Origin of the sequence: Pseudomonas sp., from assembly GCF_046581935.1 — a bacterium.
Classification (GTDB): Bacteria; Pseudomonadota; Gammaproteobacteria; order Pseudomonadales; family Pseudomonadaceae; genus Aquipseudomonas.
In genome coordinates this window covers 310,817-331,711 of the sequence record NZ_JAYGFK010000014.1, presented here as the reverse complement: position 1 = coordinate 331,711, position 20,895 = coordinate 310,817, and the positions used below count along the sequence as shown (strand labels likewise).

The window sequence follows — 20,895 nt, the reverse complement described above, 5'->3', positions numbered from 1 at the left end:
ACCGATGGCCAGTCCAATTCCTTGCTATCACTGTGGTCTGCCGGTTCCTACCGGCAGCCACTTCCAGGCCTTGGTACTGGGCGCCCCCCGCGAGATGTGCTGCCCGGGCTGCCAGGCAGTGGCCGAAGCTATCGTTAGCAGCGGCCTGGACAACTATTACAAACACCGTAGCGAATCCGCCGCCAACCCGCAGAGCCTTCCCCAAGCCCTGCCGGATGAACTGTCACTGTATGACCGCAGTGATGTGCAGCAACCCTTTGTCGAGCATGACGGCGAACTCAGCGAAACCTGTCTGTTGATCGAGGGGATCAGCTGCGCAGCCTGTGGCTGGTTGATTGAAAAACACCTGCGCGGGCTACCCGGCGTCAGCGAAGCGCATCTCAACCTGTCCAACCACCGCCTGCAGGTGCGCTGGGTAGACAGCCAATTGCCGCTCAGCAGCCTGCTCAAAGCGTTGCGCAAGATTGGCTACGCCGCCCATCCCTGGCAAGCCGATGCTGCTGCCGAACAGTTGCACCGGGAAAACCGCCGCGCCATGCGCGAACTGGGCGTGGCCGGCATGCTGTGGATGCAGGTAATGATGGCCGCCATGGCCACCTGGCCGGAATTCAACATAGACCTGAGCCCCGAGCTGGACAAGATCCTGCGCTGGGTCAGCCTGTTTCTTACCACGCCAATTGTTTTCTACTGCTGCGGCCAATTTTTCCGTGGTGCACTGCGCGACCTGCGCACACGCCACCTGACCATGGACGTATCAGTTTCGCTGGCGATTGGCGGAGCCTACGTGGCCGGCATTTGGTCAACCGTCACCGGCCAGGGTGAGTTGTACTTCGACGCCGTCGGCATGTTCGCCCTGTTCCTTCTCGCCGGCCGCTATCTGGAGCGCCGTGCCCGCGAGCGCACAGCGGCCGCTACTGCACAGTTGGTCAACCTACTGCCAGCATCCTGCTTACGCATCGATGCCGAGGGCCACAACCAACGCATTCTGCTTAGCGAACTGCGTGTCGGCGACCACGTGCTGGTAACACCAGGCGCCTTACTGCCCGCAGACGGGCGCATTGTCCAGGGCCAGTCGAGCGTCGATGAATCACTGCTGACTGGCGAATACCTACCGCTACCACGCAGCGTCGGCGATGCCGTCACCGCCGGCACACTGAATGTCGAAGGGCCGCTAAGCATTGAAGTGCAGGCCCTCGGCGACGCTACACGATTGTCGGCCATTGTCCGCTTGCTGGAACGCGCACAAAGCGATAAGCCACGCCTGGCGGTGGTCGCGGACAAAGTCGCGCAATGGTTCCTACTGATTGTCCTGATTGTTGCTGGCGTGGTGGGTCTGGTCTGGTGGCAGCTCGACCCATCGCGCGCGTTCTGGATCGTCCTGGCGCTACTGGTGGCCACCTGCCCATGCGCCCTGGCGCTGGCAACACCCACGGCGTTGACCGCAGCCACCGGCTCACTGCACAAACTGGGCATGCTGCTAACACGCGGCCATGTACTGGAAGGCCTGAACCAGATTGACACCCTGGTGCTGGACAAGACCGGCACCCTCACTGAGGGCCGCCTCACACTCAGTAGCATCCTTCCTTTGCGGGATTTAGACAGCGACAGCTGCCTAGCCCTGGCCGCCGCCTTGGAGAACCGTTCCGAGCACCCGATTGCCCGTGCCTTCGGCCAAGCCCCTGAAGCCGCAGAAGCGGTCAACAGCCATCCGGGCCTGGGCCTGCAAGGGCGCGTTGGCGACCGTCTGCTACGGATTGGCGAGGCCAATTTCGTTTGCGCACTCAGCGCCCAACCCGCCCCCGCGATTAGCGGCGAACACGGTCAATGGCTGCTACTTGGCGATGAACAAGGGCCACTGGCCTGGTTCGTATTGGATGACCGGCTACGCGACGACGCACCGCAACTGATCGCCATGGCCAAAGCGAAGCGCTGGCAGATCATGCTGCTGTCCGGCGACAGCTCACCCATGGTCGCGGAAGTGGCACGCCAACTGGGCATCGACGACGCCCGTGGCGGCCTCACCCCAGATGCCAAACTGGCGACGCTGAAGCAGCTGCACAGCCAGGGACGCCGCGTACTGATGCTGGGTGACGGGGTCAACGATGTGCCGGTGTTGGCGGCTGCGGATATCAGCGTGGCCATGGGCAGCGCCACCGACCTGGCGAAAACCAGTGCCGATGCCGTATTGCTCTCCAACCGCCTAAGCAGCTTGGTACAAGCACTGCATATGGCGCAAAGAACCCGCTACATAATCATCGAGAACCTAACTTGGGCCAGCCTATACAATGGCCTGGTCCTGCCCTTCGCAGCTATTGGCTGGGTCACGCCAATCTGGGCTGCACTGGGCATGTCGGTGAGTTCATTGCTGGTAGTACTCAACGCCTTACGGCTAACGCGACCTTAGGCTGGGTCACGCTTAACCGACCCGCCGCACCTTGTTAGGGTGGATGTGAACGCGACAGCTACGCGCCCCGATCCACCCTACTCCCAAGCCGTACTCGGAGACCTTATGCCCGCGCTCTATATTCTGATCCCCGTCGCTATTGGCCTGGTTGCCTTTGCCATCTGGCTGTTCTTCTGGGCCGTGGATAGCGGTCAGTACGACGACCTCGACGGCCCGGCACACAGCATCTTGTTCGATGACGAAGACCCTAAGCACCAAGCAGCCGTCAGTCACCTGCAACAAGAAGCGCCGCAACCGAACGAAGACGCGGACAACCAGGAACCACCTCGTGCTTGAGCTACTGCCGCTGCTGATTTCAGCATTGATTCTTGGCCTACTCGGCGGCGGCCATTGCCTCGGCATGTGCGGCGGCCTGATGGGCGCGCTAACCCTGGCCATTCCGCCGGAACAACGCGGGCAACGCCTGCAGCTACTGCTGGCCTACAACTTCGGGCGCATCCTCAGTTACAGCCTGGCCGGGCTGCTGCTCGGCCTTGCCGGCTGGGCGTTGGCCGGCAGCCCATTGGTGACAGGGTTACGCATAGTTGCAGCGCTACTGCTGATTGCCATGGGGCTGTACCTGGCTGGCTGGTGGAGCGGCCTGACCCGCATCGAAGCCCTAGGCCGTGGCCTGTGGCGCTATATCCAACCCCTGACCCGACGCTTTATGCCCGTCACCAGCCTGCCCCGCGCCCTCGTGCTAGGCGGTCTGTGGGGATGGCTGCCGTGCGGCCTGGTCTACAGCACCTTGCTCTGGGCAGCCAGTCAGGGCAATGCGCTCGACAGCGCCGCCCTGATGCTTGCCTTTGGCCTCGGCACCCTGCCGGTATTGCTGGCCACCGGCCTGGCCGCCGAACGCCTGACAGCTCTGCTGCGCAAGCAAGGTATACGCATGGCTGGCGGCATTCTGGTCATCCTATTCGGCCTCTGGACCCTACCTGGCCCGCATCAACACTGGCTAATGGGTCACTGATCGGCAATCGACCACAGCACACAGCCGCTTGATACAGGTCAAAACACCGCAGCAGTGTCGCTCTTAGACTCCCCGGTACTGATAGCCAAACCGGGAATACCCGCATGCTCAATGCCATCCAGTGGGACAGCAAACTGATCCGTCGTTACGACCAGGCCGGCCCGCGTTACACCTCCTACCCGACCGCCGTGCAGTTCCATGAACGTGTGGGCCAGTTTGATTTGCTGCATGCCTTACGTGACAGCCGCAAAGCCCAACGGCCGCTGTCGCTGTATGTACACATCCCATTTTGCGCGCACATTTGCTACTACTGCGCCTGCAACAAGGTCATCACCAAGGATCGTGGCCGCGCCCAGCCCTATCTGGAAAAACTTGAGCGCGAAATAGAGATCATCAGCCGCCATCTGGACCCGAGCCAGAAAGTCGAGCAACTGCACTTCGGCGGCGGCACCCCAACCTTTCTCAGCCACGACGAACTGCGCCACTTGATGGGCCACCTGCGCCAGCACTTCAATCTGCTGGATGACGATTCCGGCGACTACAGCATCGAGATTGACCCGCGTGAAGCCGACTGGTCGACCATGGGCCTGCTCCGCGAGCTCGGTTTCAACCGCGTCAGCCTTGGCGTGCAAGACCTCGACCCAGCGGTACAACGCGCGGTGAACCGCTTGCAAACCCTGGAGGAAACCCGCGCCATCATCGAAGCGGCACACACGCTGCAATTTCGCTCGGTGAACATTGACCTGATTTATGGCCTGCCACTGCAAACGCCAGAACGCTTCGCACGCACCGTAGCGGAAGTGATCGCCCTGCAACCTGATCGCCTGTCACTGTTCAACTACGCCCACTTGCCAGAGCGCTTTATGCCGCAGCGGCGGATCAACACCAGCGACCTACCCAGCCCTGGCGACAAACTGGCCATGCTCCAAGCCAGCATCGAGCAGCTAAGCGCCGCTGGCTATCGCTACATCGGCATGGACCACTTCGCCCTGCCCGACGACGAACTGGCCAGCGCTCAGGAAGACGGCAGCCTACAACGCAATTTTCAGGGCTACACCACGCACGGCCATTGCGACCTAATTGGCCTAGGCGTTTCGTCTATCAGTCAGATTGGCGATCTTTACTGCCAGAACAACAGCGACCTGAGCAAATACCAGGACAGCCTTGGCCATAATGAACTGGCCACCATCCGCGGTTTGCACTGCGATGATGATGATCGCCTGCGACGCGCGGTGATCCAGCAACTGATCTGTCATTTTCAGCTGCGCTTTGCTGATATCGAGCAGGCCTACGCCATCGATTTCCGCAGCTACTTTGCGGATATCTGGCCACAGCTGCAGCAAATGGCCAGCGATGGCCTGATCGAATTGAATGCCCAAGGCATCGACGTACAGCCGGCTGGTCGCCTGCTAGTACGCTCACTGTGCATGCTGTTTGATCGCTACCTCAATGAGTTGAGTCGGCAGCGTTTTTCGCGGGTAATCTGAGCATCGGCAATGGGCAAGCCTTGCGCCGACGATGCCTTACAATCGGCGCGACCTAATTCATTATCAGGCTGGAGGCTTCCTGCATCTGCTGAGCGCTTAACCCTTGCTCACGCATAGTCTTGATTAGTATTGCGTTAGTGCTACTCAATGCACCCTGCAATGAGGTCAACTCACTTTGCAAGGCCTCGGTCTTCATTCGCTGGGTATCGGGGTCGAGGCTTTGATCGCTCATAACTGCCTGCAGTTCGGCTTTCTTGGCTTCGATCTGCTGTTTGAGCTCACGAATCCTCTTGAGCAAATCCTTTATTGCATCAGGCAAGCTGCTCTCATCAATATCGCGATTTTTCTCTTCGGCAGCCGAGCGCGCTTTACCCAGCTCCGACAGGCTTACCCGCAAACCGTCACGCTGCGTTTTCTCATCCACCCCAACGCCTTCGACAGACAAATTTTTACGATCCAACGCTAGGCTCAAGCGACTGACCAGCACATTCGAATCCACACGCATACAGCCACTCCTGCCGATCCTTGGAAATCGCCATAACTATCGGCCTACTTATCGCAAACTTGAACAACTGGTCAAACCGCCTTCGCGCTGGCTGTACCCTTCGCCCTCCTGTACCCTTACACGAATTGTGTGCATAAGTCAGGAACACTAACGATGTCCGAAAGCATCAAGCTGCATACCCCACATCAAGCCCATTGCAAGGATTGCAGCCTGGCGAGTTTGTGCCTGCCGCTGTCTTTGGACTTGAAAGACATGGATGCGCTCGACGAAATCGTCAAGCGCGGCCGCCCGCTGAAAAAAGGCGAGTTCCTATTCCGCCAGGGGGATGTATTCAATTCGGTATTCGCGGTGCGTTCCGGCGCGCTGAAAACCTTCAGCCTGAGCGATAGCGGTGATGAACAGATCACCGGCTTTCACCTACCCAGTGAACTGGTCGGTTTATCCGGCATGGACAGCGAGCTCTATCCCGTGTCCGCGGTAGCCTTGGAAACCACTTCGGTCTGCGAAATACCCTTCGAGCGTCTAGACGAGCTATCGGTACAACTGCCGCAACTACGGCGCCAGCTCATGCGCATCATGAGCCGGGAGATCCGTGACGATCAGCAGATGATGTTGCTGCTATCGAAGAAAACCGCCGACGAGCGTATTGCCACATTCCTGGTTAACCTCTCTGCACGCTTCCGTGCCCGCGGCTTCTCCGCCAACCAGTTCCGCCTGTCCATGTCGCGTAACGAAATTGGTAACTACCTGGGCCTGGCGGTAGAAACCGTGTCGCGGGTGTTTACCCGCTTCCAGCAAAACAGCCTGCTGGAAGCCGAAGGCAAGGAAGTGCATATCCTCGACCCCATCGAGCTGTGTGCCTTAGCCGGCGGCAACCTCGATAACTGACCCACCCGTTTCACGCAGGACAACCGCCATGATCTTCGACGAATTCAGTATCAAGAAATTAATCCGTCCGGTGGTGGACTTCCCCAAGCCTGGGGTGATCTTTCGCGATATCACCCCACTGTTCCAGTCTCCCCGCGCTCTGCGCATGGTTGCCGACAGCTTTATCCAGCGCTACATAGAGACCGATATCAGCCACATCGGCGCAATGGATGCACGCGGCTTCCTGATCGGCTCGATCATCGCCTATGAACTGAACAAGCCGCTGATTCTGTTCCGCAAGCAAGGCAAGCTACCAGCCGACGTGCTCAGCGAGAGTTACCAGACCGAATACGGTGAAGCCAAGCTCGAAGTGCATGCTGACAGTCTCTGCGAAGGCGACAAAGTGCTGATTTTCGATGATCTAATCGCCACCGGTGGCACCTTATTGGCCGCCGCACAGTTGATCCGGCGCATGGGCGCTAGCGTCGTCGAGGCTGCCGCGATTATCGACCTGCCGGAATTAGGCGGCTCGCAAAAACTGCAGGACAGCGGCATCCCCACCTTCGCCCTGACCTGCTTCGCCCTCAACGACCAGTAACCCAACCTCCCCTCTGCGCTTGCCACATACAAGCGCCCGCCTGCCTGATAGGCGCAGGCAAATCAGACTGTCCGACAACCATCCATAAGTTGGCCCATTTCCAGCTGCCCTGGCCAGGAATGACCTCGCCTGAAAAACCTCCTCGGCTAAAGATAAATCACGGCCCAAGACAGCTGCGCCTGTCGACCCAAGCCCCATAACAAGAGCGGTCGAGAACCGCGAAGAATATGCCCAGGAGTCGCACTTATGACAGCCAAGATCAACACCCCGAACGCTAGTTTTCCGGTTCGTCGAATGGACTTCAGCTTTAGCGAAAGCCAGAAGTTCTGGTTCGCCAACGACCCCTTCATGAGCCACTTCATGAACAACCTGTCCTCGCTGTTTCCCTATGGCGAGAAATTCTTCGTCGACAGCGTACGCGCCGTGCGCGACCAAGTAACCGAGCCGCAACTGAAGAAAGACATCAGCGCGTTCATCGGCCAGGAAGCCATGCACTCCAAGGAGCACGCGGCCTACAACGACTACGCCGCCGAGCACGGCATCGACTTGGAGCGCCTGGAGCTGCGCATCAAGGTGCTGCTCGAGTGGACCACCAAGATCACCACCAAAAAACAACGCCTGGCCGCCACCTGTGCCCTGGAGCACTTCACCGCGACCATGGCCGAGCAACTGCTGCAGCGCGAAGACCTGACGACCCAGATGAATGATCCCAAGCTGTATCAGCTGTGGATGTGGCATGCGATTGAGGAAAACGAACACAAAGCGGTGTGCTACGACGTCTACCAGAAGGTCTACGGCGGCTACTTTACCCGCACCATCATGATGGCCATCACCACCTTGGTGTTTTTCGGCGTGATCGGCTGGTTCCAGCTGCACCTTCTGCGCAAAGATGGTCAACTGTTCAACTGGCGCAGCTGGGGCAAAGGCCTTAAAACCCTATTCGGCCTGCGCAATGGTTTCCTTACCAAATTGCTCCTGCCGTACCTGGACTACTATCGCCCTGGCTTCCACCCCCTTGACCATGACAGCAAGGCGCTGGAAAAACGCTGGCGTCAACGCCTGGGCTTTAACTAAGTCCAGCGAAGCTCAGCTGACGCACCGAGGTACTCACGAGGCCTCGGTGCGGCCCTCCAATGTTCTGATTACATGCTCAGCCAATCCAGAACCGGCCTCGCTCATCGTCAGGTAGGTTCTATCAGCTCCCGCCTCCTGAATGCGCTTGGCGATATCCTCGTACATCGCATGAGACACCAGCAGACCTTTGAAGCCACGATCACGCAGTTTCTGCGTAGCAATGACCTTGGTCTCTTCGTCATTGAGCGTCAGAATCACGGCCTCAACCTTGGGCATATCCAGGTGCTGCCAGAAAACTGGGTCCTCACCATCGGCAAACATCACCTGACGCCCGGCAGTCTTGCTCTGCTCGATCACCACCGGGTCAGAATCCAACCCTACCGCGCAATAGCCCTGCTCCGTTAAATAGTCGTAAGCCGCCCGCCCCGTACGCCCCATACCCATGACCAACGTTTGCGCGTCCCCCAGAGACAGCGGCTGTTCATCGGGATGGCGAATATTGCGTTCCAAGGGAATCAAGCGCCTGGCCCAACGCTCGTACAGCGGATGAGCAATACGATTAAGTGGTGCTGAGATGACAAACGACAACGCCACCGTAATGGCCAATGGAATTAGCCATTGCGGCAACACCACACTGACCATGATCAGACCGAACTCGCTGTAGTTGGTAAGGCTGATGCTCGTGAGGAAAGCGCTACGCGCACGCAGGCGAAAGAGCAGGAACAGAAAAAAGAACAGCACAGCTTTGAGCGGCAGTAACAACGCCATGACCAGAGCAAACGTCAGCGCATTAGCATCCGGAAGGCCACCAATACCGATCTGCAGAAAGAAGCCGACCAGAAAGATTTCCTTGATGCCCCACAGTGAGTTGGAAAGCTCCGTGGCTCGTTTGTGTGTCGCCAACAAAGCGCCGAACGCTAGAGCACCCAGCTCCGAACTCAGCCCCAACTGCTCAAAACCGAAGCCACCGACAGCCAGTGCCAATAGCAAGCCGAGCAAGAGCATCAACTCCTCGTGACCACTGGCATCCAGTAAGCGAAATAGCAGTGGCCGCAACAATGGCAAGCCAAATACCAACAAGGCCCAAGGCGAAGGTAAATCGCCTGCTGCCAAGCTCATGACCAGTAAGGCGATCATGTCTTGAATGACCAGAACGCCGATGGCCACCCGGCCATGGAAGGCCCGCAGTTCGCGCTTGGCTTCAAGCACTTTGGCCGCCAGCACCGTACTGGAAAACGATAAGGCCATCGCCAGCAATAAACACTGATGCCAAGGTAGATCGAGCAACAACATGATCGCTGGGAGAAACAACACACTGGAAATGGCAAAGTGCAGTAGCCCGCCGCCAATCACCTCACGACGCAACAGATTGCTTGGTTTGAGCTTCAGGCCTACGGTAAACAGCAACAGCAGCACGCCCAAATGGGCAATATGCTGCAGCGCCTCACTGTCATGCGGACTCATACCCAACTGCCCACCTACCGCGGCCAGGGCAAAACCGGCCCCCAGGTAACCAACGAGTGGCGGTAGCCCCGCTGCTCGCGCAATCAAGCCCATGCCAAAGGCAAATGCAATCCAGGCGGCTTCAATCATCGGTAATCCTTGTCGGTAAAGGCTATGCCTGCTGAACAACAGAAAACACTCCAATCCAGCTAGACGAAGCGTATACGCCTAACAGCATACGAGCGTGATTTCTCAGGGGCATTGACCAACATCAGCCCAGCGATCTAGGGCAGCTGCAGCTGCCCCAAGCTTTGTAGCACGCTGGCACCTGCAAATAGCATGACAATCTGCTCCTCAGCCAAGGCACGGATCGCCTCACCGCGCTCAGGTTGGCCGATATAGTCCAATGACAGTTGGAACAGATTACGACTGATCAGGTTGGAGATTTGCAGAACGACGGCTGGGCTGACCATATCCGGCAGTAATTTGAAGGCAATAATGTCCTCAGCCATGTCGGCACCGAACTCATCCATCACGCCCTGCAAGGCCGCGCGCAGCAATGTTGAAGCGCCATGCAACTCGCGTACGCCAAGGATAAAAGCCTCTGGATGCTGCGCGACGAAATCAAAGAACAACTGCACGGTTTCATGACACACCCGTCGCCCGCGCTGCAAATCAATGCCAAACAACACCGGCGCATTGGTCTGAGTCGATTGCACCGCGCGCTCAGCCGCTTCACGGCGCAAGTCACGCAGCGGCTGGCGTAGCTGGGTAGATATCTGCCGGATCACGGTCAAGCCCAGATCATCCACATCCTTGAAGTGCCGGTAAAAGGTATTAGGGTTTAACCCTGCCTCGCGCGCCAGCTCACGCAACCCCAGGTTGCTCAGGCTACGGCTGGTTGAGGTGAGACGTAACGCCGCCTCGAGTAACAGTGTCTTGCCTGGGGCCTCGGAGGCCTTTTCCGCACCCAGTTGCTGGGCGCCGGAGTCTGCTTGCATGACGAACCCTACCTAAAAGTTGGCTTGTATGGATGCTCCTTGCTGGCGAGTATACATTTGTCTACCTTGGTATACAGTTGTATACGCCAGCAATAAACATAACAGGAGCTTGGCTATGAATGCACCCGTCTCACCCCCTACTGCCGCCCGCCACTGCAAGGTAGCCATTATCGGCACAGGTTTCTCTGGCCTGGGCATGGCCATTCGCCTGAAACAGCAAGACGAACATGACTTCCTGCTATTCGAAAAAGAAGCCGGCGTCGGTGGTACTTGGCGAGTTAACAACTACCCTGGCTGCGGTTGTGACGTGCAGTCCCACCTGTACTCCTTCTCGTTCGAGCAAAACCCTGACTGGACGCGGATGTTCGCCAAGCAGCCAGAGATCCAGGGCTATTTGGAGCGTTGCTGGACCAAGTACCGGCTAGAGAACCACACGCAGCTGAACACCGAGATCACCCGCATGGCCTGGGATGAGCAGCAAGAGCTGTGGCAGATCAGCGACCGCGCCGGCAATCACTACACCGCACAGTTCGTAGTCTCCGGCATGGGCGCACTGTCGACGCCGTCGATTCCGGCGCTCAAAGGCCTGGAAGACTTCACCGGCAAGATCTTCCACTCGCAGCAGTGGGATCACAGCTATGACCTCACCGGCAAACGCGTTGCGGTGATCGGCACCGGCGCTTCATCGATCCAGTTTGTGCCACAGATCCAAAAGCAGGTCAGCCAGCTCGATCTCTACCAGCGCACCGCCCCGTGGATCATGCCCAAACCTGACCGCGCCATCAGCGAGCGCGAGCGTAATCGCTTCAAGCGCATCCCAGTGCTGCAGAAACTCTGGCGCGGCGTGATCTATACGATGCTGGAAAGCCGGGTGATCGGCTTCGCCATGCTGCCCAAAGTGATGACCCTCGCCCAGAAAGTCGGCAAGTGGTACATCAACAAACAGATCAAGGACCCCGTGCTGCGCGCCAAGGTAACCCCCGACTACCTGATGGGCTGCAAGCGCGTGCTGATTTCCAACGATTACTTCCCGGCGCTGACTCAGCCTAACGTCGATCTGATCACCGACGGCATCGAGGAAATCCGCAGCGCGAGCATCCGCACCACAGATGGCCAGGAGCGCCAGATCGACGCGATTATCTTCGGCACCGGTTTTACCCCAAGCGATCCGCTACCGCGCGGTGTGGTATTCGGCCGCGATGGCGTCGACCTGCTCGACACCTGGCCAGAAGGTCCGCAAGCCTACAAGGGCACCCTGACCGCCGGCTTCCCCAACCTGTTCTTCCTGATGGGCCCGAACACTGGCTTGGGGCATAACTCGATGGTCTACATGATCGAGTCGCAGATTCACTACGTGCTCGGTGCGCTCAAGTTGCTCAGCGACAAGCAACTGCAAAGCCTGGAAGTCAAACAAGCCGCGCAGGACAAGTTCAACGGCAAACTGCAAGGTAGTCTGGGCAATACCGTATGGAACGCCGGCGGTTGCATGAGCTGGTACCTGCACCCAGTCAGCGGTCGTAACTGCACGGTATGGCCCGGTTTTACCTGGCGCTTCCGCCTGCTAACACGCAACTTTGACCCGGCGGCCTACCATTTCAGCCGCCAGCACGCGGCACACCCAGCGCAGAACAGCGCTGTCCAGTTAACTGTTCAGGAGGCCAGCGCATGAAGTCGTTCGAGAACAAAGTCGCCGCTATCACCGGAGCTGGCTCCGGCATTGGTCGCGCTCTGGCCTTCGGCCTGGCCCGCCAGGGCTGCCAACTGGCGCTCTCTGATGTGGACACCGAAGGGCTGGCCGAAACAGCCGCTCAGGCACGCAAACTGGGCGTGCAAGTCAGCGAGACTACCGTCAACGTCACCGACCGCGACGCTGTACATGCTTGGGCAGACCAGGTGGTGGCCGATTTCGGCCGGGTTAACGCGATCTTCAACAACGCCGGCGTGGCCCAGGGCGGCACCGTGGAAGGCAATGACTACGCCGACTACGAGTGGATCATGAACATCAATTTCTGGGGCGTGGTCAACGGCACCAAGGCCTTTCTACCGCATATCAAAGCCTCGGGCAGCGGCCATATCATTAATGTCTCAAGCGTCTTCGGCCTGTTTTCGCAACCGGGCATGAGCGCCTACAACGCCAGTAAATTTGCGGTACGCGGCTTTACTGAATCCCTGCGCCAGGAGCTGGACATGGCGGCCTGCGGCGTATCGGCCAGTTGCGTGCATCCAGGCGGAATCAAAACCAATATCGCCAAAACCGCACGAATGCACGCCAGCCTTAGCAGTGTCACCGGCCAGGATGCCGACAAGGCACGTCAGCAGTTCAACGACCAGTTACTGCGCACCACGCCAGAGAAAGCCGCTCAGGTCATCATCAACGGCGCGCTGGCAAACAAGCGACGTATTTTGATTGGCCCGGATGCTTATGCCTTGGATGGCATGCAACGCCTGTGGCCGGCGTTCTATCAGCGCCTGGTGACCGCATCCATGCGCTTGGCGGCACGCTTTGCCCCGAAAGGCTCAAGCAAGAAAACCCAGGCTGCCGTGGAGTAATCGTCTAGCGCCCAAGCCCCAGCGCTGCAGGTGTCTGGGGCTTTTTTATGCCTGCCATCCCTGGCAGCCACCCTTCGGGCCGTCGCTATGCAACGTTAAAAATGGCTCCCGGGCATTTTTTATGCCTTACATTCGCCTACCGAAGATGAACGCACTGCGCATTCAATTGGCATAACAGTAGTTAGCGCGATAAATTGTCGGCAACTGTCCTATGCCGCTGGAGAACACTATGACCACGCAAGCCCCTTGCGCCGAACTGCTGCTCGATAACCAGCTGTGCTTTGCCCTGTATTCGACCTCGCTGCTGCTGACCAAGGTCTACAAGCCGCTGTTACAGGAGCTGGGGCTGACCTACCCACAGTACCTGGCGATGATGGTGCTCTGGGAAGGCGACGGCATCACCGTGGGCGACATCAGCAGCCGTCTGCTGACCGACCCTGGCTCCGTCACTCCGCTGCTCAAACGCCTGGAAGCCGAAGGCTTGCTCAAGCGCACCCGCAGCAGTGTCGACGAACGCGTGGTTGAACTGTTCCTCACCGACAAAGGCCGCGACCTGCGCGAACAGGCCAAGCGCATTCCCAGCTGCATCCTTACCGCCACCCAGCAATCCGCTGCGGAACTCGGCGCCCTGAAAGCTGAGCTGGTCGCCCTGCGCAGCAGCCTGCAACAGGCCGTATAAGCACCTGGGCGACAGACCTGTCGCCCGCCCCAGCGGGGTCGTCGCACAAACCGCGTCACGCTCCCCCGTCATTTCCCCACTCCGTACAACAATTTCGCCCTGCCGCCGCCCTCGAAAAAATCGCGCAACAGCCCGCCAATCCTCGCTTATGTCCGAACAAAGCAGCGCTTATCGTTAAATGCTCAAAAATATATATTGCGCGCTAAATTAATGCGTACTAAAGTTCACTCCATGGAACTGATTAGCGCACAAAACATTAGCGCGAAAAGACCACGAAGACCTGCAGTTGTCTTCATCCAACCCAACAACCCTGACATTCATGGAGCAGCGTTATGAAAACCCTGATCGCTTTCACCGCCCTGCTCGCTCTTTCCGCCCCGGTTCTGGCTGACGACAGCCAGGCAGATGGCAAAGGCCTTTACCCAAGCTGGCTGATCAACCACGAAGGTTGATCGCCACCTGACACCGCAACGCATTAAACAAACCAACCTAAACAGCTCCAGAGGATTACCACCATGTCGATTCAAACCATTGCTTACCGTGCCTATGCAGAAGCCACCGGCGGCCGTGATGGCCGTGCCATCTCCTCCGACGGCGTACTCGACGTCGCCCTGACCACCCCGAAAGAACTCGGCGGTGCTGGCGGTGCGGGCACTAACCCCGAGCAGCTGTTCGCTGCCGGCTACTCAGCCTGCTTTATCGGCGCGATGAAATTCGTTGCCGGCCGCGACAAGCTGGCGATGCCAGCAGACGCCTCGATTGAAGGTGCAGTAGGCATCGGCGCGATCCCCAACGGTTTCGGCATCGAAGTCGAGCTGCGCATCAGCTTGCCAGGCATGGACCGCGAGCAAGCGCAGACCCTGATCGACCGCGCACACATCGTCTGCCCTTACTCCAACGCCACCCGCGGCAATATCGACGTCACCCTGACGCTGCTCGACTAACCCACCACTCATCCGGCCGCTGCCAGCCAGCGGCCCACCCAGGAGGCTGCACATGAACATCAAACACAGTTTGTCGATCGCCGTACTCGCCCTTGCCGTCAACAGCGCGTTTGCCGCTGGCAGCCCCGGGGTGGAACGCAATACCCAAGATTTCCTCAATGCCCTCGCTGCTGGCGATGGCAAGCCCCTCGAACAACTGAGCCCGAAAGATGCCCGCGCCGTATTGGTCGGCGCACAGGCCGGGGTCAAGGTCGATGTATCGGGCATTAAAGTGGCCGACAAGGCCATCGAGGTCGATGGCCAGTCGATCCAGCTCAAAGTCATGCGCCCGGCGGATGCCCAGGGCACGCTGCCGGTCTTCATGTTCTTCCACGGTGGCGGCTGGGTGCTGGGCGATTTCCCGACCCACGAACGCCTGATCCATGATCTGGTGGTGGGCTCTGGCGCGGCAGCGGTGTATGTCGATTACACCCCATCACCCGAAGCCAAGTACCCGACCGCAATCAATCAGGCCTACGCCGCGACCCAATGGGTAGCGCAGAACGGCGCGCAGATTGGTGTCGACGGCAAGCGTCTGGCAGTCGCCGGCAACAGCGTGGGCGGCAACATGGCCGCGGTGGTCAGCCTGATGGCCAAGGACAAAGGCACCCCGGCGATCAAGTTCCAGCTGCTGATGTGGCCGGTAACCGACGCCAACTTCAACAACGCCTCCTATAACCAGTTCGCCGACGGCCACTTCCTCAGCAAAAGCCTGATGCAATGGTTCTGGGACAACTACACCACTGATCCAAAACAGCGCGCCGAAATCTACGCCTCACCGCTGCAGGCATCGGTGGAGCAATTGAACGGCTTGCCGCCGGCCCTGATGCAAACCGCCGAGTTCGACGTACTGCGTGATGAAGGCGAAGCCTATGCGCGCAAGCTGGATGCGGCTGGGGTCAACGTCACCTCCGTGCGCTACAACGGCATGATTCACGATTTCGGTTTGCTCAACGTGATCAGCCAGATCCCGGGCACGCAAAGCGCCATACAGCAAGCTGCAGCCGCGTTGAAAGCCAACCTCAAGTAACCCGCGTTACAACAAAACGCCCCGACACGTTTAGCGTGCCGGGGTGTTCTGCTGTTCAAACGGCCTGGCATTGCAGGCTACGCAGCAGGCCTTGCTGCAAAGCCTGATCGAGCGTCTGCTGCAACAGCGGCGTGGCGAAGAACGCCTGCATCGCCGCAGCCGATTGCCAGCGACTTTCCAGCATCCACTGCGCCGCATCATCTGGCACCTGCCGCACCTCTATACCCAGACAACCCGCCATGGTTGGAACTGACCCACGCAGGTCATCCAGACACAGCCCCAATTGCTCAGCACGCCCACGCGCTGCGTGCAACACAGCGGTATGACTAAACATCGCTAACCCTCCAGATGGACGACTTTATTAAGCGCTGGCGGTAGGTCGCACGATTAGCTCGCTAACATCAACATCCGCTGGTTGCTCGACTGCATAGGCAACAGCGCGAGCAATCGCATCCGGGGTAATGGCAACTTTTCGATAAGCCTTCATTGCCTCACGGCTTGGCGCATCTGAAATGCTCTCGGCCAGTTCCGACTCAACCACGCCCGGCGACACCTGGGTGACGCGAATATCTCCGCCCACTTCCTGGCGCAAACCTTCAGAGATGGCGCGAACGGCGTACTTGGTCGCGCAATACACCGCAGCAGTCGGAACCACGCGGTAGGCTCCAATGGAGGCAATATTGACGATCTGCCCACTGCGTTGACGCTGCATCACCGGCAACGCAGCAGCGATACCGTGCAGAACGCCGCGAATATTCACGTCGATCATACGGTTCCACTCATCCACCTTCAGCACATCCAGGCGCGACAGCGGCATGACTCCAGCGTTGTTGACCAACACATCAACGCGGCCGTACTGCGCGAGAGCCGCGTCGACAAACGCTTGGGTGTCGGCCTGGCTGGTTACGTCCAGGCGGCGGTAATCCACATTACCGCCCGCCTCACGGATTTCTCTGACCAACTGCTCCAGGCGATCGGTACGACGAGCGCCTAACAGCAGTTGTGCGCCCCTCTCGGCCAGCAAGCGCGCACAGGCCTCGCCGATACCACTGCTGGCGCCGGTGATCAGAATGACTTTGTCTTGGATATTCAACATGGCCGAATCCTCTGCGGGTAAGCGGTAAGGGCTACCGCGACAGCAACAGATTCAGCGAGATGACGTACTTAGGGTTAGACGATTACTGGCGAATTATTGCCTAACCCTGCAACTATCAAATTAGGAACAGCTCACTAGACGCAATCCATAAACAGCCCAGCATTACGCTGAAAGCCCATGAATATTAGCTGCTTGCCTATTACTAGCGAATTATTGCCTGATCCTGCAACGCATTCTGAGCAGCGCTGACTTGCCTGAAAAACCGGGATAATCTGCAAGCCAGCAGCAGGAGCCTCCATGACATCATCTATCAGCCCCTTCGTCCTCGACGACAACCTGGCGCTGCGCCAAGCCGAACTGGCCGCGCTGATCCAACGTCAGTGCCAGGCTGATGGCCTGCATAACAGCGCCATTGCCGGCCTCGACCTGGCCTGCGCGACACAGCCCAGCCTGCCCGTACCGACGCTGTACCGACCGTGCCTGTGCATCATTGCCCAGGGCCGCAAGGATGTGCGCCTAGGTGATGAGCAGTACACCTATGACCCGCTCAACTATTTGGTGGCATCCGTCACTCTGCCGGTGACAGGCCAAGTGATCGGCGCAACCCCCGAGCAGCCCTACCTGAGCCTGCGCTTGGAGATTGATCCGGCGCTGATCACCAGCCTGATCGCCGACATCGGCCCGATTGGCGTGCCCAATCCCGGGCCGCGTCGAGCGCTTTACCTCGATCGCCTGGATACTCAATTGCTCGACGCGGTATTGCGCCTGCTGCGCCTGCTGGAAACCCCGCGTGATATCGCCATACTTGCGCCACTGGCCCAGCGCGAGATTTTCTACCGCCTGCTACACAGTCCGCAGGGCCATCGCCTGCACGAAATCGCCATCGCTGACAGCCAGGGCCAGCGCATCAACCGAGCCATCGAATGGTTGAATCTGCATTTCGACCAACCCCTGCGCATCGAGGACCTGGCTCGCGAGGTCAACCTCAGCACCTCAACCCTGCATCACCGCTTCAAGGCCATCACCGCCCTAAGCCCCCTGCAATACCAAAAGCAATTGCGCCTGCAAGAAGCGCGGCGCCTGATGCTCTGTGAAGGGCTGGAAGCGGCTTCAGCCAGTTACCGCGTTGGCTATGAAAGCCCGTCGCAGTTCAGCCGCGAATACAGCCGCCTGTTCGGCGCGCCACCGCTGCGCGACCTAGCCCGCCTGCGCAGTTCGGCATAAACGGTTAAAGCAGACTGAAAAACGCCCCGACACTTTTCGAGAGCAACAGGGCGTTCTACTTGGGTCAAATTACCGATCAGCAGGCAAAACCGGCCAGAATCCGTAACCGGCAACAGCAGTTAACAGATGTTTCATCTCTCCTGTACCCCAGGTAAATAGGGGCTTTGCGGATTATGAGCAGAGAAAAATATGAATAATTAACGTTAAACCCAACACTTCCCGTAAAAACGGCCTATTATGGCTGAGCTGACTTGTAGTTATCAGCAAAACCGCATAGGTGCTATGAACACTCTGGCACCGCACCTCGTATCGATTTAAGAGACACACCATGGCAAATCGCGAAACTGGCACCGTCAAATGGTTCAACGATGAGAAAGGCTTCGGCTTCATTACCCCGACTAACGGCGGCGATGATCTCTTCGTTCACTTTAAAGCCATCCAAAGCGACGGTTTCAAAAGCCTGAAAGAAGGCCAGACTGTTACCTACGTGGCCGCTCGCGGTCAGAAAGGTATGCAAGCTGAAGAGGTACAGGTGGCTTAAGTCCCTGTCCTGCTTTAAAACAAACCCCGCGCTCGCGGGGTTTGTTTTATCTGTCGCTTGTAAAACCTGCCTCTTCTATAAGCCCATCTGCTTACTAATGATCTCGTTCATGATTTCACGTGAGCCACCGCCAATCGAAAGTATGCGATTGTCGCGGTACAGACGCTCCACCAGGCTTTCGCGCATGTAGCCCATGCCGCCCATGATCTGCACTGCATCATAGGTAAGCCGATCAGCAATATCGGTGGCGAAATTCTTGGCCATGGATATCTCTTTGATCACACTTTTACCTGCCGCCATTTTCGCCGCCTGGCGATACGTGAACTCACGCGAAACCTCAAGCTGGGTAGCCATTTCCGCCAGACGATGCTTGAGCACCTGGAACTTGCCGATAGGCTTGCCGAATGCTTCGCGCTCTTTGGCCCATTTCAGCGCCTCCTCAAGCGCCAATTGCGCCGTCATGTTTGCCATGATTGCCAGTGACAGCCGCTCACTCTGGAAGTTGGCCATGATGCAGGCAAAGCCCATATTCTCGGCACCGATCAGATTATCCACAGGCACCCGGCAGTCATCGAAAAACAGCTCAGCAGTGTCAGATGCCCACCAGCCCATCTTCTTCAACTTGCGACCGACAGTGAAACCAGGCGTACCCTTCTCCACTAGCAACAGGCTGACACCGCCAAAGCCATCACCACCGGTACGCACAGCAACAGTGTAATAGTCCGCACGCACACCACTGGTGATAAAGGTTTTGCTGCCGCTAACGCGATAGAAGTCGCCATCGTGCACCGCACGGGTTTTCAGATTGGCCACATCCGAGCCACCTGAAGGCTCAGTCACCGCCAGCGCCATGATTTTCTCGCCGGCCAATATTGGCGCAACGATGCGTTCGCGCAATGCAGGCTTGGCCCACTTAACGATGGGCGGCAGGCCGATATCCAAAGAGCCAAGACCGGCTACTAAGCCACCAGAGCCTGAACGCATCAGTTCCTCACTGGCCACTACCTTGGCAAAGACATCGCCCTCATGGCTACCGCCAAACGCCTCCGGGTATCCAATTCCCAGAATCCCAGCGGCTCCAGCCTTGAGATAGAGCTCACGAGGAAACTCCTCGGCCTCCTCCCAATCATTGATATACGGCAGAATTTCTCGCTCGACAAAGCGCCTGACTGAATCCCGCACTAACTGGTGGGATTCATCAAAATAATCCTGGAAAGCAGACATAGGGTGACTTCCACTGAGGTTTCAGGGAAGTTACCAAGCGCTTGCTTGGTTTACAAGAAGAGGATTACGCCATGCCCGAGGGCGATCAAGCCGCCGCCGGATAAAGTCTTAGAGCAGGATAGGTCGCCGCCCGGCAATCGAATGCGCAAGAGTGCCGCCATCCACTAACTCAAGCTCGCCGCCGAGAGGCATTCCGTGAGCAATGCGTGAGGCAATCAAGCCCTTGCCCGCCAGCAACTGGGCAATATAGTGGGCTGTAGCCTCACCCTCCACGGTCGGATTAGTCGCCAGAATCACCTCGCTGAAGGCCCCCAGCTCGACGCGTGCCAGTAAGTCTGGAATACCGATAGCTTCGGGCCCCAAGCCGTCGAGCGGCGATAAATGCCCCTTGAGGACGAAGTAACGCCCGCGAAAGCCCGTGTGCTCGACCGCATAGACATCCATCGGTCCCTCGACCACACACAGCAGACTGTCATCCCGGCGCGGATCCAAGCACAACTGGCACACCTCATCCTCGCTCAGGCTGCGGCATTGCTTGCAGTGGCCAACACCTTCCATCGCTTGTGTCAGCGCTTGCGCCAAACGCAGCGCGCCATGGCGATCACGCTCAAGCAGTTGCAAGGCCATCCGCTGAGCTGTCTTTTGTCCAACACCAGGAAGGATGCGCAAAGAATCAATCAGGTGGCGAATCAGAGGACTAAAGCTCATGGGGACAACTCAATGAAAGCAAGGATTAGGGCATACCAGACAGCGCCAGCGAACACAGCCAACGGCGCTACAAGCGAAGAGCAGAGATGATACAGGCTGCTGCACAGTCAACTGCACAGCAGCCAGTGCTACTTAGAATGGCATTTTAAAACCGGGCGGCAACTGCATACCGGCAGTCATGCCGGACATCTTGTCCTGACTGTTCTGTTCAACTTTACGTACTGCGTCGTTCACCGCTGCAGCAATCAGGTCTTCAAGCACTTCCTTGTCTTCCTGCATCAAGCTGTCATCGAGGGTGATGCGCTTGACGTCGTGACGACCCGTCATCACCACGCTGACCAAACCAGCCCCGGACTGACCAGTAACTTCAGCGTTGGCCAGCTCTTCCTGCATTTTCTGCATTTTTTCTTGCATCTGCTGAGCCTGCTTCATCAGGCCGGCCATGCCACCTTTCATCATGGTGCGAATC

22 protein-coding genes are annotated in these 20,895 nt (G+C 58.1%); 14 read left to right on the top strand and 8 right to left on the bottom strand.

Features of this window, described 5'->3' with window-relative positions:
• Window positions 1–4: 4 nt before the first annotated feature.
• From VCA57_RS12405 to hemN, 4 genes are all read left to right on the top strand, one after another.
• A complete protein-coding gene (locus VCA57_RS12405) occupies window positions 5–2,404 on the top strand; it encodes a heavy metal translocating P-type ATPase (RefSeq protein ID WP_411185335.1) in 2,400 nt (799 codons plus the stop codon).
• A 105-nt stretch (window positions 2,405–2,509) separates the two neighbouring features.
• Window positions 2,510–2,740, top strand: a complete 231-nt coding sequence (gene ccoS / locus VCA57_RS12400; protein ID WP_411185334.1) for a cbb3-type cytochrome oxidase assembly protein CcoS — start codon at window positions 2,510–2,512, stop codon at window positions 2,738–2,740.
• On the top strand, window positions 2,733–3,416 hold the full coding sequence (locus VCA57_RS12395) for a sulfite exporter TauE/SafE family protein (protein WP_411185333.1): 684 nt from the start codon (window positions 2,733–2,735) through the stop codon (window positions 3,414–3,416). The genes ccoS and VCA57_RS12395 overlap by 8 nt, the downstream gene beginning before the upstream one ends.
• A gap of 104 nt (window positions 3,417–3,520) precedes the next feature.
• A complete protein-coding gene (hemN, locus tag VCA57_RS12390) occupies window positions 3,521–4,903 on the top strand; it encodes an oxygen-independent coproporphyrinogen III oxidase (protein WP_411185332.1) in 1,383 nt (460 codons plus the stop codon).
• 52 nt (window positions 4,904–4,955) lie between these two features.
• On the opposite strand, the gene VCA57_RS12385 is transcribed toward hemN, so the two are convergent.
• On the bottom strand, window positions 4,956–5,408 hold the full coding sequence (locus VCA57_RS12385) for a hypothetical protein (RefSeq protein ID WP_411185331.1): 453 nt from the start codon (window positions 5,406–5,408) through the stop codon (window positions 4,956–4,958).
• 153 nt (window positions 5,409–5,561) lie between these two features.
• Here VCA57_RS12385 and fnr point away from each other — a divergent pair, with 153 nt between their 5' ends.
• The 3 genes from fnr to VCA57_RS12370 all read left to right on the top strand — a co-directional run bounded on the left by fnr (window position 5,562) and on the right by VCA57_RS12370 (window position 7,947).
• On the top strand, window positions 5,562–6,296 hold the full coding sequence (fnr, locus tag VCA57_RS12380; protein WP_411185330.1) for a fumarate/nitrate reduction transcriptional regulator Fnr: 735 nt from the start codon (window positions 5,562–5,564) through the stop codon (window positions 6,294–6,296).
• 28 nt (window positions 6,297–6,324) lie between these two features.
• The gene (locus tag VCA57_RS12375; RefSeq protein WP_411185329.1) at window positions 6,325–6,873 is read left to right on the top strand and encodes an adenine phosphoribosyltransferase; all 549 of its coding nucleotides are present in this window, start codon (window positions 6,325–6,327) and stop codon (window positions 6,871–6,873) included.
• Between the two features lie 246 nt (window positions 6,874–7,119).
• Complete coding sequence (locus tag VCA57_RS12370) at window positions 7,120–7,947, top strand: metal-dependent hydrolase (protein WP_411185328.1); 828 nt, start codon at window positions 7,120–7,122, stop codon at window positions 7,945–7,947.
• A 33-nt stretch (window positions 7,948–7,980) separates the two neighbouring features.
• Here the strand turns inward: VCA57_RS12370 and VCA57_RS12365 are convergent, their stop codons facing one another.
• Together VCA57_RS12365 and VCA57_RS12360 are read right to left on the bottom strand one after the other, a co-directional pair.
• Window positions 7,981–9,540, bottom strand: coding sequence for a cation:proton antiporter (locus tag VCA57_RS12365; RefSeq protein ID WP_411185327.1), 1,560 nt, complete (start codon window positions 9,538–9,540; stop codon window positions 7,981–7,983).
• A gap of 134 nt (window positions 9,541–9,674) precedes the next feature.
• Complete coding sequence (locus VCA57_RS12360) at window positions 9,675–10,391, bottom strand: TetR family transcriptional regulator (RefSeq protein WP_411185326.1); 717 nt, start codon at window positions 10,389–10,391, stop codon at window positions 9,675–9,677.
• A gap of 115 nt (window positions 10,392–10,506) precedes the next feature.
• Here VCA57_RS12360 and VCA57_RS12355 point away from each other — a divergent pair, with 115 nt between their 5' ends.
• The 5 genes from VCA57_RS12355 (at window position 10,507) to VCA57_RS12335 (ending at window position 15,633) form a co-directional block, all read left to right on the top strand.
• Complete coding sequence (locus tag VCA57_RS12355; protein WP_411185325.1) at window positions 10,507–12,060, top strand: flavin-containing monooxygenase; 1,554 nt, start codon at window positions 10,507–10,509, stop codon at window positions 12,058–12,060.
• Window positions 12,057–12,941 (top strand): SDR family NAD(P)-dependent oxidoreductase, encoded by an 885-nt coding sequence (locus tag VCA57_RS12350; protein WP_411185324.1) that lies wholly within the window; start codon window positions 12,057–12,059, stop codon window positions 12,939–12,941. Before VCA57_RS12355 ends, VCA57_RS12350 begins: the two co-directional genes overlap by 4 nt.
• 229 nt (window positions 12,942–13,170) lie before the next feature.
• Entirely contained in the window at window positions 13,171–13,620 is a 450-nt protein-coding gene (locus tag VCA57_RS12345; protein ID WP_411185323.1) for a MarR family winged helix-turn-helix transcriptional regulator, read from the top strand.
• A gap of 515 nt (window positions 13,621–14,135) precedes the next feature.
• Window positions 14,136–14,564 (top strand): organic hydroperoxide resistance protein, encoded by a 429-nt coding sequence (locus tag VCA57_RS12340; RefSeq protein ID WP_411185322.1) that lies wholly within the window; start codon window positions 14,136–14,138, stop codon window positions 14,562–14,564.
• Window positions 14,565–14,616: 52 nt separating this feature from the next.
• Window positions 14,617–15,633: an alpha/beta hydrolase gene (locus VCA57_RS12335; protein ID WP_411185320.1), complete on the top strand. Its 1,017-nt coding sequence runs from the start codon at window positions 14,617–14,619 to the stop codon at window positions 15,631–15,633.
• A 55-nt stretch (window positions 15,634–15,688) separates the two neighbouring features.
• Here the strand turns inward: VCA57_RS12335 and VCA57_RS12330 are convergent, their stop codons facing one another.
• Window positions 15,689–15,967 carry an antibiotic biosynthesis monooxygenase family protein gene (locus tag VCA57_RS12330; protein ID WP_411185319.1) on the bottom strand — a complete coding sequence of 93 codons (279 nt, stop codon included), beginning with the start codon at window positions 15,965–15,967 and terminating at the stop codon, window positions 15,689–15,691.
• 27 nt (window positions 15,968–15,994) lie between these two features.
• Window positions 15,995–16,729, bottom strand: a complete 735-nt coding sequence (locus VCA57_RS12325) for an SDR family oxidoreductase (protein WP_411185317.1) — start codon at window positions 16,727–16,729, stop codon at window positions 15,995–15,997.
• A gap of 297 nt (window positions 16,730–17,026) precedes the next feature.
• Between VCA57_RS12325 and VCA57_RS12320 the strand changes: the two genes are divergently transcribed.
• Together VCA57_RS12320 and VCA57_RS12315 are read left to right on the top strand one after the other, a co-directional pair.
• Complete coding sequence (locus VCA57_RS12320) at window positions 17,027–17,953, top strand: AraC family transcriptional regulator (protein ID WP_411185315.1); 927 nt, start codon at window positions 17,027–17,029, stop codon at window positions 17,951–17,953.
• Between the two features lie 328 nt (window positions 17,954–18,281).
• Window positions 18,282–18,494 carry a cold-shock protein gene (locus VCA57_RS12315; RefSeq protein ID WP_069516724.1) on the top strand — a complete coding sequence of 71 codons (213 nt, stop codon included), beginning with the start codon at window positions 18,282–18,284 and terminating at the stop codon, window positions 18,492–18,494.
• Between the two features lie 75 nt (window positions 18,495–18,569).
• Here the strand turns inward: VCA57_RS12315 and VCA57_RS12310 are convergent, their stop codons facing one another.
• The 3 genes from VCA57_RS12310 to VCA57_RS12300 form a co-directional block, all read right to left on the bottom strand.
• Window positions 18,570–19,718 carry an acyl-CoA dehydrogenase family protein gene (locus VCA57_RS12310; protein WP_411185313.1) on the bottom strand — a complete coding sequence of 383 codons (1,149 nt, stop codon included), beginning with the start codon at window positions 19,716–19,718 and terminating at the stop codon, window positions 18,570–18,572.
• A 108-nt stretch (window positions 19,719–19,826) separates the two neighbouring features.
• Complete coding sequence (gene recR, locus VCA57_RS12305; RefSeq protein ID WP_411185311.1) at window positions 19,827–20,426, bottom strand: recombination mediator RecR; 600 nt, start codon at window positions 20,424–20,426, stop codon at window positions 19,827–19,829.
• Window positions 20,427–20,558: 132 nt separating this feature from the next.
• On the bottom strand, window positions 20,559–20,885 hold the full coding sequence (locus VCA57_RS12300) for a YbaB/EbfC family nucleoid-associated protein (RefSeq protein WP_074940389.1): 327 nt from the start codon (window positions 20,883–20,885) through the stop codon (window positions 20,559–20,561).
• Window positions 20,886–20,895 lie beyond the last annotated feature (10 nt).